Annotated in this window: 13 protein-coding genes; 6 read left to right on the forward strand and 7 right to left on the reverse strand. The window is 56.8% G+C overall.

The window, feature by feature from the left end:
- The first annotated feature begins 165 nt into the window (after nt 1-165).
- Nucleotides 166-720 (forward strand): VOC family protein, encoded by a 555-nt coding sequence (locus tag AB9K37_RS11900; RefSeq protein WP_369838873.1) that lies wholly within the window; start codon nt 166-168, stop codon nt 718-720.
- 30 nt (nt 721-750) lie between these two features.
- Nucleotides 751-1497 carry a sulfite exporter TauE/SafE family protein gene (locus AB9K37_RS11905; RefSeq protein WP_369838876.1) on the forward strand — a complete coding sequence of 249 codons (747 nt, stop codon included), beginning with the start codon at nt 751-753 and terminating at the stop codon, nt 1495-1497.
- Here AB9K37_RS11905 and AB9K37_RS11910 read toward each other — a convergent pair.
- A complete protein-coding gene (locus AB9K37_RS11910; RefSeq protein WP_369838878.1) occupies nt 1486-3387 on the reverse strand; it encodes an FAD-dependent monooxygenase in 1902 nt (633 codons plus the stop codon). The genes AB9K37_RS11905 and AB9K37_RS11910 overlap by 12 nt on opposite strands.
- A gap of 132 nt (nt 3388-3519) precedes the next feature.
- On the opposite strand from AB9K37_RS11910, the gene AB9K37_RS11915 reads away from it, so the two are divergent.
- Nucleotides 3520-3966: a MarR family winged helix-turn-helix transcriptional regulator gene (locus AB9K37_RS11915; protein WP_369838881.1), complete on the forward strand. Its 447-nt coding sequence runs from the start codon at nt 3520-3522 to the stop codon at nt 3964-3966.
- On the opposite strand, the gene AB9K37_RS11920 is transcribed toward AB9K37_RS11915, so the two are convergent.
- Complete coding sequence (locus AB9K37_RS11920; RefSeq protein ID WP_369838884.1) at nt 3963-5375, reverse strand: GntP family permease; 1413 nt, start codon at nt 5373-5375, stop codon at nt 3963-3965. The genes AB9K37_RS11915 and AB9K37_RS11920 overlap by 4 nt on opposite strands.
- A gap of 98 nt (nt 5376-5473) precedes the next feature.
- Nucleotides 5474-7888, reverse strand: a complete 2415-nt coding sequence (locus AB9K37_RS11925; RefSeq protein ID WP_369838887.1) for a DUF3141 domain-containing protein — start codon at nt 7886-7888, stop codon at nt 5474-5476.
- 299 nt (nt 7889-8187) lie between these two features.
- Here AB9K37_RS11925 and AB9K37_RS11930 point away from each other — a divergent pair, with 299 nt between their 5' ends.
- Complete coding sequence (locus AB9K37_RS11930) at nt 8188-8826, forward strand: hypothetical protein (RefSeq protein WP_369838889.1); 639 nt, start codon at nt 8188-8190, stop codon at nt 8824-8826.
- An 83-nt stretch (nt 8827-8909) separates the two neighbouring features.
- A complete protein-coding gene (locus AB9K37_RS11935) occupies nt 8910-9797 on the forward strand; it encodes a sulfotransferase (protein ID WP_369838891.1) in 888 nt (295 codons plus the stop codon).
- Here AB9K37_RS11935 and AB9K37_RS11940 read toward each other — a convergent pair whose 3' ends face one another.
- From AB9K37_RS11940 to AB9K37_RS11950, 3 genes are all read right to left on the reverse strand, one after another.
- Nucleotides 9798-12089, reverse strand: a complete 2292-nt coding sequence (locus AB9K37_RS11940) for a glycosyl hydrolase family 28-related protein (protein ID WP_369838893.1) — start codon at nt 12087-12089, stop codon at nt 9798-9800.
- A 100-nt stretch (nt 12090-12189) separates the two neighbouring features.
- Nucleotides 12190-12591, reverse strand: coding sequence for a DUF4864 domain-containing protein (locus AB9K37_RS11945; RefSeq protein ID WP_369838895.1), 402 nt, complete (start codon nt 12589-12591; stop codon nt 12190-12192).
- Between the two features lie 57 nt (nt 12592-12648).
- Nucleotides 12649-14226: a lysine--tRNA ligase gene (locus tag AB9K37_RS11950; protein ID WP_369838898.1), complete on the reverse strand. Its 1578-nt coding sequence runs from the start codon at nt 14224-14226 to the stop codon at nt 12649-12651.
- A gap of 171 nt (nt 14227-14397) precedes the next feature.
- Between AB9K37_RS11950 and AB9K37_RS11955 the strand changes: the two genes are divergently transcribed.
- Nucleotides 14398-14769, forward strand: a complete 372-nt coding sequence (locus AB9K37_RS11955; RefSeq protein WP_369839105.1) for a tellurite resistance TerB family protein — start codon at nt 14398-14400, stop codon at nt 14767-14769.
- Here AB9K37_RS11955 and dacB read toward each other — a convergent pair whose 3' ends face one another.
- Nucleotides 14770-16128, reverse strand: coding sequence for a D-alanyl-D-alanine carboxypeptidase/D-alanyl-D-alanine-endopeptidase (gene dacB / locus AB9K37_RS11960; RefSeq protein WP_369838900.1), 1359 nt, complete (start codon nt 16126-16128; stop codon nt 14770-14772).
- Between the last annotated feature and the right edge of the window lie 18 nt (nt 16129-16146).

The following is a 16146-nucleotide window of genomic DNA, read 5'->3' on the forward strand; positions in this document are numbered from 1 at the left end:
AACCTCACAGAATTGGCCTGACGGCCAATGCGCCTTGGACCGGGCTTGCTATATGAGGGCCGCACGCTCCAAGGCGCTCGCCCCAAACTGGCCGACTTTTGCTCCGCCACAATGGCCGAATTTTACTCCGCCGTTGACAGACAAGTCTTCGAAAAGGAAATTGTTATGTCCAGTCAATCTGCCAAAGAAACCATTCGAGGGATCGAGCATGTTGGGATCACCGTCCCGAACCACGAAGATGCGATCGCCTTTTTCCAAGCGGCATTTGATGCCGAGGTTCTATTTTCGCTGACGGACAAAACCCGAGAGCCCCTGACCCACGAAGCTTTGGGGCCAAAGAACGGCTTGCGGAAAGGAACAGCGATTGTGGCCGTGTCCATGCTTCGGCTGCGGAACGGGCCAAATGTTGAAGTTTTCGAGATTGACCGGCCGGGAGGCCAGCCCGGCCAAGGGATTTCAGACTACGGCATCAGCCATTTCAGCGTGACCGTCGATGATATCGATGCGGCAACACGTGCCTTTGCTGCGGCAGGCGGAACATTGCTGGAAGGGCCCTACGATTTGGGCGACCAAGAGGAAGGGCCGGGCAACAGGGGCCAATTCGGGCAGGCGCCATGGGGCCTATTGATTGAGTTCGAGCAATTGCCCGCTCCGATGGACTACGATGGACATCCTGACGCAAAACGTTGGTTGCCCAATCCCGAGTCAGAAGAGGTCTGAGAGGGCGCCTGTCGCCCTTGGTAATTTGCCATGACCGATACATTTCTTCTGATTTTTGCGGCTTTGATCGTAGGCGCATCCAAAGGCGGACTCGCGTCTGCTGCTGCCATCGCTGTTCCGATGCTGGCGCTGTTTATGAACCCGGTGGCGGCCGCAGCTATTTTGCTCCCTGTTTATATTGTTACGGATTGGGTAGGCGTCTGGCTCTATCGCAAGAGCTTTTCACTGCGAAACCTGTTGATCCTGACACCTTCGATCTTGCTGGGGGTGGCGATTGCGACCGTGATCACGCCCTACACGCCCGAGTCTGTCTTGCTTATTTTCACCGGCGCAATCGGGCTTTGGCATTGTTTGCGGACATGGCTGCGTCACGCACAGACAGAAGCCGAAGAGGCACGGGTTTTGCCCGGTATTTTCTGGGGAACGCTTACGGGGATCGCCAGTTTTATCACCCATTCCGGCGCTCCACCGTCTCAGGCCTATCTGTTGCCTCAGCGTCTGCCCAAGTTGCAGTTTGCGGGCACGGTGGCGATCAGTTTTGCCATCGGAAACATCGTCAAGCTGCCGGCCTACTGGTCGATCGGGCAGCTTGACGGTTTGAATTGGACGCTGATTGCGGGCCTCGCGGTGACAGGCATTCTGGGGACATTTGTCGGCCGTTGGGTGACCGGCTTGTTGTCAGAGCATGTCTATCTCAAGGTCATTCAGCTGATGCTCTTTGCACTCTCGGTGATCCTCTTGATCCGCGGGGGCATTGAACTGCTGTCAGGCGGGTAAAAGCACCCCCTCGAAAAACGCCCCGAGCGCGTCGGTTGCGTCTAGGGGCAGGACATGGGCCACATATTGATCGGGGCGCACGATGACTATGCAACCTTGGTCCATGTCGATACCGCGCATTTCGTAGATGTTCCCTTGGCCCTTGTGATCAAGGCAGAACACCTTTTCGTAGTCCTGCAGCCCGAACTGGCCTTTTTCTGGACGCAGAAGGGGCGGCAGGTTTTCGAACGCGATCGCATCAAAAGTTGTGGGGAAGATGGCACGCAGATCAATGATCGAGTCTGGGTCTTCCCCGCTGCGAGTGTGGCGGAGGATGGGAGAGGCGGGGTCGGTCTCGAGCCATTTGACCAAATCAAAGAGCGTTTGCCCCCCATCATTCGCCCCGAAAGCATAGAGCCGCCAGCGCGTGTCTGCCTGCGCGATGTGACCGAGTTGCATCTGCATCGCATCGGCCACGCGCACCACCGGGGCGGAATGGAAGCGGCGGCCCACTGGCAGGCCCGTGGCAAGGTGCTGATGGTCTGGTGCCGCGATCAAAGCCGACGGGTCGTAATGCACAGCAAGGCCGCCGGTAAATTCGAGGTTCTCGATGAATTGTTTCTGGAAACGCGGCATTCCTGCACCGTCCAACTCTGATTGGCCCGGAGGCGCAGACATGATCCTCGCCCATTGATGATCCGTGTCGATCAGACGCTTGGCCTCGACCCACCGTTCTGCCGAATAGCTGCGCAGCAGGTCTGGCGCGGCGCGACCCTGAAGAACGTGGACCAGCTTCCATCCAAGGTTAAAAGTGTCTTGCATCGACACGTTCATCCCCTGCCCTGCTTTGGGGCTGTGGGTGTGGCAGGCGTCGCCCGCTGTAAAGACACGCGGCAGTTGGTCCGAGCCCTCGGGAACGTCATCAAAACGATCGGTCAAGCGATGCCCGATTTCATAAATCGACCACCACGCGATTTGCTTAACGTCGATTGTGTAGGGGGCCATGATACGGTTCGCTGCGGCGATCATATCCTCGGATGTGAAATTGCGGCTGCTGACGCGTTCGTCCGGGTTCAGCTTGTCCAATTCCACATACATACGAAAGAGGTATCCACCCTCGCGCGGTAGGATCAAAATGTTCCCTTCGGTTGCAGACGCAATCAGGCATTTTTGGCGCACATCGGGAAAGTCGGTGTTGGCAAGGATATCCATCACGCCCCACGCCTGATGCGCTGCATCTCCGTGCAGCGTACCGCCGATCGCCTGCCGCACGCGCGACCGAGCGCCATCACATCCGACCACATAATTGGCGCGGACAGTGCGTGTGTCGCCCGCGTTGATGCCAGTGTTTTCCAATGTGACTGTGACGGGATATTCTGTGGCCTCGGCATCCACGACCACATCCAGCACTTGCCATCCGTAATCAGGTTCAAGGCGCGTGGGCGCGTTGCGCATCACCTCGAGGAACAGCTCGTGAATGCGCGCCTGATTGATCAGGGTGTGCGGCATCTCTGAGGAGTCATCCGGGACATCCTGCACGCGGCCGACGCGGCGGATATGCGCGCGGTTATCGGGGTCAGGGGTCCAGAACGTGGTTTGATTTACCCAATAGCTTTCGCGTTTGACGATCTCACCAAAACCAAAGGCCTGAAACATCTCCATCGTGCGGGTGTTGACGCCATCTGCCTGACCTTTTTCCAAGGGACCGGGTTTACGCTCAACGATCATCGTGTCGATCTCGGGAAATGCGGCGAGTTGGGCGGCCAGACACAGACCAGCGGGGCCGCAGCCGGCGATCAGCACGTCGACCTTGTCAGGAAGGGGCGCAAAGGCACTGCGGTCCCGCTGCTTGGGTGCTGCGTTTTGGATGTCCGGATTCCCGCCGCGAAAGCCGTTCAGATAAAATTGCATGGATCCCTCCCCGATCTGCTCTCCTATAAAAGATATGTACACATATTAAATTGTCTAGAGAAAATATGTATACATTTCATATTTGTAAAAGTAACTGGTTTGTTATACTTTATTGGCGTTTAAGGTGGCGAGATGCAGGCTCGGAAAATGCCGGGGCACCTGATCCGGCGGATGAATCAGATATCTTCTCAGGTCTTCGCAATGCGGATGCAGGGCGCGGGGCATGACTTGACGCCTGTTCAGTTTGCCGCGTTGGATGCGATTGTGGCCGAGCCCGGCATTGATCAAGCGGGCGTCGCGGCGCGCATCGCCTATGACCGTGCCACGATTGGTGGTGTGATCGACCGGCTCGAGCAAAAAGGGTTCGTGTCTCGGACGGTCAGTCGCAAGGATCGCCGCGCCAGAGAGGTCAACGCTACGGCGGCGGGACAGGCCGCGTTCATAGCAATTCTGCCAACGGTGATTGATTTGCAGTCAGACATCGTCAGAGGGCTTAGCGAGAGCGAGCAGGCCCAATTCTTAGCATTGGCACAGAAAATTATCGACCAGAACTCAAAAGAGAACGAGGCGGCGGACTAGAGGCTCGCGATAACGACGATAGCGGCCAACGCGAGTAAGGGGCCAACCAATGCGACCACGAAAATGTCGAGATACGACTTGGCGTGGCTCATGCCGCAGATCGCAAGCAAGGTGACCACTGCGCCGTTGTGCGGCAAGGCATCCAAGCCACCGGTGGCGACAGCTGTCACTCTGTGCAGCACGCCCGGTGCGAACCCAGCAGCTGTGCCGAGTTCCAGATAGCGGGCCCCGAGGGTATCCAGTGCAATGCTCATTCCGCCCGAAGCGGAGCCTGTGATGCCAGCAAGGATATTCACCGCAATTGACAGGGAAACCAATGGGTTGCCCGGGGCAATCGACAGGATGGACTCTCGAAGTTGATCAAACGCGGGCAAAGTGGCGATTACGGCCCCAAACCCGACCAGACAAGCCGTATTAAAGATCGGAACGACAGCCGCTGTGGCGCCTTCGCCCAAGGATGGGAACAGATTCGAAGCCCACCGCGGGTTCAGAATGAATATGCTGAGACACGCGGCGCTTAACGATAGGGTAATCGCCCAAATTCCGATGATGTCACTGGGGTCTATGGCGCCCCATTGATCAGAGGCCAGATACCTCAGGTCCATGCGGGGGAAGACATATCGCGACAGGACCAAATTCAAGACCACCACCATCACGATCGGTGCAAGGGCGATCGCCAAAGGTGGCAGCGGGCATTTGGGAAGGGTATTCAGCCCCTCAGTCCCTTCGCAGAGCTGGTCTGGCGCGAGCGATTGGGCATAGCCCTCGCCGGTATGAGCTGCGTGGTCGGCGCGCCAATGAAGCCAACCATACCCTACCCCTAGCATGATCGCAGAGGCCAAAAGGCCGAGCCCCGGCGCAGCAAAGGCTGTTGTGCCGAAATAGGGCATCGGGATCGCGTTCTGGATCGCGGGTGTTCCGGGCAATGCTGTCATTGTAAACGTGAATGACCCAAGCGCGATGGTCCCCGGGATTAAGCGTGCTGGCAGGTCCGCTTTGCGGAACACAGCAGCAGCCAAAGGGTAGACCGCGAATGCAACAACAAAGAGCGAGACACCTCCGTAAGTCAGGAGCCCACAACTGAGAATGATTGCCATCATGGCGCGCCGTTCACCCAAACGGTGCACGCTCCAATCTCCGATGCTCTTGGCACTTCCGCTATCTTCCATCAGCTTGCCGAACACCGCACCAAGCAGGAAAAGCGGAAAGTAGGTGATGATAAATGCGCCTGTATTGGGCATAAAGATTTGCGTGTAGCTCGCCAGCACAGGCAAACCGGACAGTGCTGCCGCGAAGACAGCTAGCGTTGGGGCAAGGATCAGGATCGAGACCCCTCGGAACGCCAGAAAAATCAGAAGACACAAGGTGAAAACGATTATGCCGATGCCCATCGGTGGACCTTTTGCCATTGGTGTGTCGGTGCCCGCAGCATAGGCCGCAGAGCACGATTTTCGCTAATCTGGCAGACGCGTCGCGGCCCAAGTGGCGGCGCCGTCGTCTTTTGTGCTCAGGAATTGGCCAACTCTGCCGGTTTCGCAGCCAGCGGATCCTGCGTGACATCCGAGGTAAAGGCAGGCTCTCCAAGAACTTGATGAAAGCGCTCCAGCAAGTTCAGCGTTTGGGGGGACATTTCCTCGATCGCTCCTGGGATGTAGCGCACGACCAGCAGCGCTTTCTGGCGATCCTCCTCGTCGCTCAGAAGCTCGGGCAAAGTTGCAATAGCCTCGTCAGGGGCGAAGGTCGCGATCAGTGTTTGCTCCTGGATGATCATCGCCCGACGCTCGGCCCCCAGTGCGACAAAGGGCGCATCTTGGGTCAACACGCGGCTTGCTCGCTCTAACCGGTCCCGGCGGACACCCTTGCGGTTCTCGGCTAACAAAATCAACATCCGGATCACCGCCTCGGCAAAGCCCCCACGGGTGATGTTATACAGAGCCTGAGACACTTCGGGCAGGCTGCGCAATTCGTCGGCATTCTTCAGTGTGCGGCGTGTTTCATGCGTTGCGCCAAAACTGCGGCCCCAAGGCGTGGCCCACATCGCAAAAAAGGTGTTCTCGGTCATCATGTCGCGGGTATCGCGCCACATGTCGATAGCCTGCTCGACCCCTTGAACCCAGAGCGCCTCGGCAGCGAGAAATGGGTTCTGCGCAGCGGCTTTGGCGCGGTTTTCGGTCACCTGTTGCGCGGCGGCGGGCAAAAGGCTCATCCATGGATTGCGCGAGGCCATCATTGCGCGGGACAGGCGTTGGGGATGCAGCGCGCGGCTCGCCTCGGCTGCGGATTGAGTGACAACCGTTTTTACCGCAGGGCGGACAATCGCATCATAAAGCTGCGCCTGAACTTCGGAGGCGCGGGCCACGGCAGCAAAGGGGCGTTCGTCCTGCAAAGTGTCGCTAAGGCTTCGAATGTCTGACATCTGGCGTTCGTTGAACCCAACGACGAAATGGGTTTTGCCGTCTTGCTCGACTATGTCGTCAATGGTCATTTCGTAAAGGCCGGGTGCGAGCGCTTCGATGGTTTTCAGGGTCGACGCAACCTCGGTGTGTTCGCGTCTCGCGATTTTGGACGAGACGAAAATACCCAGATGCCCAACCTTTTCGTGGACCATGTAAATGATCCGTTGCCCACGAATGCGGATTTCATGCTCATCTGCATACGTCTGTACAATCCAGTTCAGGGCCTGTTGGGGCGGTGTGATATTGTCCCCGTGGCTGGCGAAAACGATGATGGGCGCGCGAATGGCCTTGAGATCGACAGGCCGGCCCGGTTCGATCCGTGCCTCGTTCTTGACCAGACGGTTCCCCACAAAGAGCTGTTCGACAATCCACCGGATTTCAGGTTCGTTCAGCAAAAAGAAGCCGCCCCACCAGCGTTCAAACTCCATAAAGGCTGGCTCTGCAGTGTCGGCGTCGCGAAAAAGGTCAGTGTATTTCCGGAACAGCGTGCGCGACGGATTCAGCATTTCGAAATTCTGAACCAGATGCGCCCCGTCAAAGATCCCACCCCCAAGGTCGGACAAGAACATTGGCACCCATGTCCCGCCAAGGACGCCAGCATTGTAGCGCATTGGGTTATCTCCAACGGTGCCGGACCATGTGGCCACAGGCGCCCCATTAATCACGATCGGACCCGTCAAATCAGGGTTCGTGGCGGCAAGGAGCAATGTTGCCCATCCGCCTTGACAGTTGCCGGTGATGATTGGTTTTGCAGCATCAGGATGACGTCGCATGACCTCGCGAACAAAAGCAGCTTCGGTTCGTGTTACATAAGACAGATATTGCCCCTCGGCAGGCTCCCTGCGAAAGGCGACGAAATACACGGGGTGCCCATCCGCCAAAGCAACGCCCACTTGGCTGTCCGATTTGAAACCGCCGATGCCAGGGCCGTGGCCTGCTCTGGGATCAATAATAATATAGGGGCGCTTCCAGTCGTGGGTTTCTTGCCCCTCGGGCGGCGTGATCTTGAGCAGGATGTAATTCGACGGCAGAGGCTGGTCGGCGCCGTCCATCACGATTTCATAGTCGTAGATCAGAACCGGTGGGCACCCTGCTGCCTCGTGTGCGAGGAACATGTCTGCGCGTTTGCGCAGAATGTCTGCGGCGAGCACTGCACGCTCTGTCGCGTCGCGCAGATACTGTCCCCACTCGTTGGCCAAGCGGTCAGGTGCAGAGACGGCAGCGAGTTGGTCGATCAGCTTGGACAGATCTTCTAATTGGTTCCGCGCGCGCTCTGAATGCTCGGCCATCATGCGCTGGCTGTGCCGTTCTAGCGCAGTGGCCTGAACGCGGCCCGTTTCCGCGGTCGCAGTCATTTCTTGCATACCAAGGTGCAACGCGCCTGAAATTTTTTGGAGCATGTCCCGCTGAACATGCGCCGGTTGAATCGTTCCGCCTTCATTGAAAAGTTCGTAAATGTTAACCATCTGTCCAACCTTTGAAATTCTGTGTCCGTATCGGACTCATGCGCGCGTCGCCTTTAGTGTAGGCGGATCGGTGACACGGGTATGAACGGGCAGTCGAAACACGGCGATCTTGCCCCCTGTTTCTGAAGAAGCGTGTGCAATTTGTCGCCGTGGGCCTGAAATTCTATCGCTCTGCAAAGCTGCAGACAGACTAGTTGGTCGTTTGCGCTCACTCCGCGGATCACATGGGCTCGGGGAATTTGTTAGTGGTTAATTAACCTTGTCGCGGCACCCTCGCGGGCATGTGGCGATTGGCGATCTTGTTCCTTTTTGTAATGACGGCTGCGGTACACGCGGGCCCTTGGCCGCGCGCCAAAGGCACGACGTTCACTGCGATGGGCATGAACTCGGATCCGGCTGCTTCCCTATACGCGGAGCACGGGCTCGGGAACGACTGGACCGTCGGGATAGAGACCTATGGGAATTGGCAGTTCCATGGTCACGCCGCATTGTTCGCCAGCAAGTCTTTTGCACTGGAGGGCGGTTCGCGGATGGCGTTGGATTTCGGAATCGAAACCGGCTCCGAAGGGCTCGTGCTCGTGGACCCGACGACCATGGCATACGGTCTTGATCTCACAGGGCCGGCGGTGCGGCTTGGGGCATCGTGGGGACGCGGACTTAATGTGCTAGAGGGGGGATGGCTGACCGTTGGCGGCAGTCAAAGGTTGGGTGAGATCCCTGTCACCAAGTTGGAAGTGACCTTAGGCGTCTCTCCAACGGGGTGGTCAAAAGTCTACGGCCAACTTCAGAGCAGTTTTGTCCAAGGCGAGGCGATCTGGCGTTTCGAGTCTGTCGCCGGGATCAAACTCTCTGACAATCAGGACTTTTTGATCAGCGCAAACGCGCCATTGGGCGCAGGCGATACCCGTCTGGGCATCCTTCTATGGCAAACATTCTGACGTTTCTGGTTCAAGGCATGTAAGCTCGTTTGACCGTTTGTCGTTTTGCAATAGACTAGCGCAAAACGTAGAACGGATGGCATATGGGCAAGGAACCTACGGTCTTGATCGGTTTGGGATCAACCAAGTCTGGAACGACTTGGCTCTATCACTATTTGGCCGATCATCCGCAATGTCATGTCAGGTCGCGCAAAGAGCTTCATTATTTTGATAACCTTGACCCCACCGCGCTGAACAAAGAGCGCCAGAAGGTCAGTCGCAAGGCCGAGGAATTGGGCGAGCGTGCCGAGACTGCCAAAGGTCCCATGCGGTACCGCGTTCGAAAACGATTTGATGATGCGCTCGATTGGCTACTGGTGCTGAACGAAGATGACGACGCAGACCGCGATCATGCGTATATTTCTTTCCTGAAGTCCGGCCGAGCAGGTAAGCCCGTCGTCGCGGATATTACGCCGTCTTATGGAATTCAGTCCCAAGAGATTTATCAGCGCATGATGAAGGTGAGCGAGGACGTTCGGTTCCTCTATCTCATGCGCGACCCAGTCGCCCGCCTCTGGAGCCATGTCCGGATGAATGCCGAGAAATCGAAGAAGAGCGCGCCATTCGAGACACGGTGCGCTGACCTGTTGCAGTCCGCAATCGATGGCAATCTGCCCGAAATGCGGGCGCGCGGCGATTACGCCACTGTCCTTGAACGCGCACCATCTTTGCCAGAGGGCAAGTTTCTAGCTCTGTTCTACGAAGACATTTTCGACGGAGATGGGCTGCGCAAACTTTGTGAGTTCGCGGGATTGAACTATATGCCAACGGATTTGACTGTGCGTCACCACGAAGGAAAGTCCTTGGACATGACGCCAGAGCAGGAAAATGCTGCATTTCAAGCGCTCTTTCCCCAGTATGAAGCAGCTCAAGCATATATGGGAACCCTGCCCCGCAAATGGCAGGACAGGATTAATTCCTTCAAAGGTTAATTACAGGGGTGCGTCGACACGGGTCGTCAAAGTGACGCGTCCTTTTAGAGCGGCGGGCCAATACAACTTGATCCTGTCGCCGTCGCTGCCTTGCTCGGGTTCGGCGTAAGATGTCGCCCAAGTCACCGTGCCGTCCGAGGTTTTTAGGGGGCCTTCAGGGATCACGCTTTCAACGGTGCGTGCACGGCCCTTGAACGGAAGGTAGTCGCCGCACTCAGCAGTCCAAACCGATGCCGCGGTATTCTGATCCATTTTTAGAACCAATGGGTTGCGGATTTGGTTTGTCACGGCGTTGAAAACGTTACCTTGGACTATAACGTTGTAGCTACGGTCCAAAAGCAATTCCGCGTAGGTCGTATCAATTTCTTCCACACGATTAATATTTCCATTGAGCGCGCGGAAAACGTTGTTTCCCATCGTCAGACCATTCAAGAAATGGCCAACCCCGTGCGGTCGCAGAATGAAGAAGCGAAAGGCCTCGGACACGTCGTTTACGGTAAAGATATTGCCGTTGATCGTGAGGCCGCCGAACGAGAATTCATCGCTTTGCTCGGGGGCCTGGTCATGTTCATTTGCCCAGAGAATGTAGTTGTTATCGATATAATTGCCTGTGATCGTCGTCTTGCAGTTCGTTTTGCTTAGGATCAGGCCTGCCGAACGGATGCCATTCGACGCGCTGTCCCCTTGAAACCAATGATTGCCCGAAATCATGTTGCCGGCACCAGCCAGTACAATGCTGTGCTTGAAGTGCACGAAACGGTTATCGCGGATCTTGACGTCGTTGCCTGTGGCATTCATCGCGATACTGATGCGCTCGGGCACTGTCAGCGGGCTTTCATCCGACAGGAACTGGCAGCGATCCACCATCATGCCCTGGCAGCCTTCGCCGGGCGACGTGAGCGCGCGGTTCTTTGGGCGCGTGAAGACACAGTCGCGGATATGAAGGCCAATCCCTGCGGGCGCGATCATCAAGCCGCTTGAACGGCCATTGCAGCGGAATTCAATGTCCGACAGCGCAAACTTTGCCAAATTACCAAAGCCACTGAAATCCAGAAGATATTTAAAACGGCGGAAGGTGAAATTCTGAGTGCCTTCTGCGTCATACAGTGGACAGTTCAAGCGGATGGTATTGGACGCCACATCCACGTCTCGGACGTAAACTTCACGGCCGACACCGACGCCCTCGACCAGCGCGCCGACAGGAATGTTTGCGACGTTCGCCACCCCCTCTAGGAAGTACGGGTTCGCAGGATCGAATGTGGCGATAGAGGTGACGACTGTGTCGTCCCAATTCGACGTATTCGCCGCTTCGACTTGTCCGTTTTTGATCGTGCGGCGAGTAGCATAGCTGTCGCGATTGGGAACTGCGGCAGACATGTCTAGCGGCTCGTATAGTTGCACACTGCGCCCGCACAGGTCGAGCGAATCGTGGGTGCCGCTGTTTAGCAGCGCTTGGAAGGCACGGGCAAAGCCGTCACTCTCGGAGCCGAAAATGTCCGCGTAAGTTGGCAGATCGAGGTCGCGCTGCAGGACCAACACCGCGTCGGCAGGCATCTGAACGGTACCAGCAACACGCACGGAATTTTTGATCGTTATGCTTTCGCCGAGAAAATACTCACCCGGCGAGATATAGAGAGCGCGGCCCTTGGCAGCGTTGTCTGCAGCAACAAAGGCGGCACTGTCATCTGTGCTGCCATCGCCAACTGCACCGAAATCTCTGACATCCACCGCGCCCACAAGTTGGGGCAGGAAGAGTGCGGTAACATCTTCGACGATCAGATTAGCGATACGCACAATGCCGCCGTTGCCACCAGTCAGATCAAAGCCGAAATGCCCGCCTTCGGCGGTCACCCCCCAGACCATCTCAACGCCGTCCCGGGCACCGGTGCCGACAATGGCAGAAACCTCTTTGATCTCACCATAGCCAGAGATCGATTTCGAAGCTCCGATGCCGGTTAGGCCACTAATCGCAGCGCCGGTGCCATCGATCGGAGTGCCAGCGGCGCGGACATCGGGAAGTGTGCCAGAAATGGCCTTGATGCGAATGCGGACACGAAGATAACGTCCCGCGACCATGTCTGTTGGGATCATACAGCGCACGCGCTGGGTGCTGGCGGTTTTCACAATCTCGAGGCATGAACCAAAGTCGCCGTCCCCGGACACGAGAGAGACGCCTCCGGTTGCTTCGAGCGTTTGGCTTCCACTCAGGCCGTCGCCGGATGACCAGTTCGAGAGACCCTCGTCAAAAGCAACAGGCATCAGTTCGGCTGGATCGGTATAGGCAATCGTCATGGGTTTTCCCTTTTTCCGCAGGGCGCGCAATTTCGCACGCATCGGAGTAGGGAACTATCAATGCCGTCTTAACCGGATATTGGGTGACCGTACGCTCGGATCAGGCAATCGCTCCATCGCTATCAAGCAATCGAACACCGTCGATCTGCCATTGCCCGTCGATTTGGATCATTTTGTACTCAAGAACGTGCACTTTTCCTGATCGGTCTTCAATCATGACGGGTTGGAATGTGCGTCCGTCTCGCTCCTCTAGGTCAAGGAACACCACTGCGCCCGGTCGCCAGACCATGGGATAACCATGCTGAACCATGTGCCCGAACATTTCGGGATTTCGGAACACGTTTTTGATGGTGGGGCTGGCGTAATCGTACGCCGCCGTAAAATCGTCGGACTTGAACGCGTCCAACTGGCTGCGGATGGTTTGACGGATGTCGTCTGATTGCGCGACCGCACCCATGGCCAGTCCTAGCCAGAGTGCCGCCGCAAGCGTGAGTGTTTTCATGGCACGCCTCCTTTCCTCTATTAGACGAGGTAGCGCGCCATTTGGTTTCAGCCAGTACTAGCCAAGGTCGCCCGCCAGCCCCTGTTCAATCAGGGCGACGGTCTCTTTCAAACCGTACAGCGCAATAAAGCCGCCGAAACGCGGGCCTTGGCTTTGACCCAGCAGCACTTCGTAGATCGCCTTGAACCAGTTGCGCAGGTTCTCGAAGTTGTGGTCTTTGCCGACCGCGAACACGAGGCTCTGCAACTCTTCGGCATCGTTCGCACCTTCGTACGATTTCAGACGACCCAGCAGATCTTCAAGCGCCGCGCGCTCTTGTTCATCGGGCGCACGGAAGGTTTTCGTAGGTTTCACGAAGTCGTTGTAGTAGCGCACGGCAAAACCGGCAGCCGCGTCCAGATCGGGATGGGTTTCCGCAGTCGCGTCAGGCGCATACCGGCGGATAAAGCCCCACATGGTCTCTTTATCTTGCGCACCAGCTGCCGACGCGAGGTTCAACAGCATCGAGAAGGGAACGACCATCTTCGACTCGGGAACATTGCCGCCGTGGATGTGGAACACAGGGTTGTTCACCCGCTTGTCTGCGTCCTGATCGACATAGGCTCGCAGCTGCTGGTGATACTCGTCCATCGCCTTGGGGATCACGTCAAAGTGCATACGCTTTGCGGTTTTGGGCTTCTGGTACATGAAGTACGACAGGCTCTCGGTCGAGGCATAGGTCAGCCATTCGTCGATCGACAGGCCGTTGCCCTTGGACTTCGAAATTTTTTCGCCGTTCTGGTCAAGGAACAGCTCGTAGGTGAAGTGCTCGGGCGGACGCACGCCAAGAGTCCGGCAGATGCCGTCATAGATCGGCGTGTTGGTGCTGTGGTCCTTGCCGTACATCTCGAAGTCAACGGATAGCGCCGCCCAACGGGCGCCGAAATCGGGCTTCCACTGCAGCTTTACGTTGCCGCCAGTAACGGGCAGCGTCCATTCCTTGCCGTCTTCGTCGTCAAAGGTGATGGTGCCGTTCACAGCATCCACGTTCTTCATGGGAACGTACAACACGCGGCCGGTCTCGGGGTGGATCGGAAGGAAGATCGAATAGGTCGCCGCACGCTCTTCGCGCAAGGACTTCAGCATGATCTTCATCAGATCATCGTATTTCTCGGCAGCACGCAGCAGGATTTCGTCGAACTGGCCTGACTTGTAGAACTCGGTTGCCGAATAGAATTCATACTCGAAACCGAAGGTATCGAGAAAGCGGCGCAGCATCGCGTTGTTGTGCGCGCCAAAGCTGTCAAACTCTTCGAACGGGTCCGGAACAGCGGTCAGGGGCTTCTGGATATTCGCGTGCAGCAGTTCCTGATTAGGAACGTTTTCAGGCACTTTGCGCATGCCGTCCATGTCGTCCGAGAAACAAATCAGGCGGGTCGGAATGTCGCTGATCAGCTCGAAGGCGCGGCGGATCATCGTGGTCCGAGCGACTTCGCCAAAGGTGCCGATGTGCGGCAGACCCGAAGGGCCGTAGCCGGTTTCGAATAGAACATAGCCCTTTTCCGGCGGCGCCTTTTCATAGCGTTTCAGCAGCCGGCGCGCTTCTTCAAAGGGCCAGGCTTTCGAACGCATCGCGGCTTCGCGCAGATCAGACATTTTCCGTAACTCCATCAACAGCGCGTCATAGTCGTGCGCATTTGTGCCCTCCCTATTGCGAGGGGGCTCAGGCGTCAATATTCTCTGGAAACGAGGCCGTATTTGAAAGGAAAGAACGTGACCGAAGAAGTCCAGCACATCATCAGCGCTCAGGACGCCCTTGTGGCGACCATGGTGGCGATTTCGGCCTCTGACGAAGATATGCGCACCGCCGAGCTGGTGGAAATCCAGAATGCGGTCAATATGTTACCTGTCTTTGCAGAATATGACACCGATCGAATCCCGCGGATCACCCAGCTGGTTTTTGAACTCTTCCAGCAAGAAGACGGTCTTGATGCCTTGTTCGGTTTGATCCGGGAAGCACTTCCGGCAAAGTTGAACGAAACGGCCTATGCTCTGGCCTGCGATGTAGCAGCGGCCGACGGGCACCTTTACGAGACTGAGCTGCGTTTGCTTGAAGAGATGCGATACGAGTTGAATATCGATCGCCTACATGCCGCAGCGATTGAGCGTGGTGCTCGTGCGCGTCACATGATCGAGTGATCAGCTATCGTATACTGCGCCCCAGCGTCGGATGAGGGCCTTTTGCAAGTCGCGTGCGCGGCGGTTCCAAGCCCTCCCTCCGGGTGGGCGCTCTTTCTGATTTTCCGTTAGGCTGGCCCTTTTGGGCAGATCGGCCGAGAAGATGGCAAATGTCAGGTCGCGCCCGCTTGCCGTGCGGATATACCCACCCAGCCCACTGGCAAAATTGAGCGTTCCTGTTTTCGCGTGAACACTCAGAACAGATTTTGGGATTGGTTTCCCGTTGGCATCAGGAATTGCCACGGGCTTCATCAGTCGCGGCAAAAGACCTTTTTGAATCGCGCCAGAATAGGCCTGCGCCAGAGTTGATGCCGTCACACGTGATTTGTCGCCAAGTCCCGAATGATCGACGAAAAGGCAGCCTTTCATGCCAAGACGCGTCTGAGCCCACGCTGTCATCAGGCGTGCCGATCCCCGCAAAGAGCGCACCTGCCCATTGCGTTTCAAACTTGCGGTCATTCCCACAACCTCAGCTGTCAGGTTGGTCGAGTATTTTAAACAGTTTTGTATGACCTCTTGCAGTGGTGCGCTGCTGCGCTGCGCAACGACGCTGCCATGTGGGGCTGTGCGCGTCACCTTGGGCGCGGGCAACGCGATCCCTTGGCTGCGCGCAAAGGTTTGCAAGACTTCCCCTGCATAGAGTTCCGGCTTTCTGACAGGTAGCCAACGCGCCCCGCCATTTCCAAGAGCACCGCTCGCGACCGTCCAGCTGTCCGCAGAGCCGAGGTCCTTGTAAGAGAAAACCGGCAAATTCCGTTGTGATACACTGATTTTGGCCATCGTGACGTCGGGACGATAGTTGTTCGAGCGCGCATCCATCGTCAGTGCATAGCCCTGACCGCCGCGGCGCCATTCAAAATGCACCCGATTGTAATTCAGGTTTAGGCCTGAAATTGCCGGGTTATAGCCCGCGTAATCTGACTGATTGCTATCAATCTCGCTCTCGTAGGGTAGAGCGCCCCCGTACACCAGAAACTGGCCGCGGACTTCGCGAATTCCTGCGGCTTTGAGTTGGTGCGCCAAATCTGCAAGGCCGTCTGTGTCAAGGGTCGGATCGCCGCCCCCCGCCAGCACAAGGTCTCCGTTCACGACGCCGCCAGAAACTGTTCCTACAGCAAAAATTCGGGTGTGGAACCGAAAGGCAGGCCCCAACGTCTCTAATGCATAAATGGCGGTAACCGATTTGGTAACACTCGCAGGAGGTAAGCCGCCAGAGATGTCCCGAGCCTCTAGGATCTGTCCGGTCCGTGCGTCTGCCACAGCGTATATAATTTGGCCTGAAACGCCGGACTGCGCGAGCAAAGCATCTGCGGCAGGCATAGCGGCTCTTGTGCCGCT

The organism is Donghicola sp. XS_ASV15, from assembly GCF_041224595.1.
GTDB lineage: Bacteria > Pseudomonadota > Alphaproteobacteria > Rhodobacterales > Rhodobacteraceae > Donghicola.

Bases quoted from the DNA above. Each gene is read 5' to 3' on its own strand.
- AB9K37_RS11945 (WP_369838895.1), bottom strand. From the start codon at position 12,591: ATGAAAACACTCACGCTTGCGGCGGCACTCTGGCTAGGACTGGCCATG.
- AB9K37_RS11910 (WP_369838878.1), bottom strand. From the start codon at position 3,387: ATGCAATTTTATCTGAACGGCTTTCGCGGCGGGAATCCGGACATCCAA.
- AB9K37_RS11940 (WP_369838893.1), bottom strand. From the start codon at position 12,089: ATGACGATTGCCTATACCGATCCAGCCGAACTGATGCCTGTTGCTTTT.
- AB9K37_RS11900 (WP_369838873.1), top strand. From the start codon at position 166: ATGTCCAGTCAATCTGCCAAAGAAACCATTCGAGGGATCGAGCATGTT.
- AB9K37_RS11955 (WP_369839105.1), top strand. From the start codon at position 14,398: ATGGTGGCGATTTCGGCCTCTGACGAAGATATGCGCACCGCCGAGCTG.
- AB9K37_RS11920 (WP_369838884.1), bottom strand. From the start codon at position 5,375: ATGGCAAAAGGTCCACCGATGGGCATCGGCATAATCGTTTTCACCTTG.
- AB9K37_RS11935 (WP_369838891.1), top strand. From the start codon at position 8,910: ATGGGCAAGGAACCTACGGTCTTGATCGGTTTGGGATCAACCAAGTCT.
- AB9K37_RS11905 (WP_369838876.1), top strand. From the start codon at position 751: ATGACCGATACATTTCTTCTGATTTTTGCGGCTTTGATCGTAGGCGCA.
- AB9K37_RS11915 (WP_369838881.1), top strand. From the start codon at position 3,520: ATGCAGGCTCGGAAAATGCCGGGGCACCTGATCCGGCGGATGAATCAG.
- AB9K37_RS11950 (WP_369838898.1), bottom strand. From the start codon at position 14,226: ATGTCTGATCTGCGCGAAGCCGCGATGCGTTCGAAAGCCTGGCCCTTT.
- AB9K37_RS11925 (WP_369838887.1), bottom strand. From the start codon at position 7,888: ATGGTTAACATTTACGAACTTTTCAATGAAGGCGGAACGATTCAACCG.
- dacB (WP_369838900.1), bottom strand. From the start codon at position 16,128: ATGCCTGCCGCAGATGCTTTGCTCGCGCAGTCCGGCGTTTCAGGCCAA.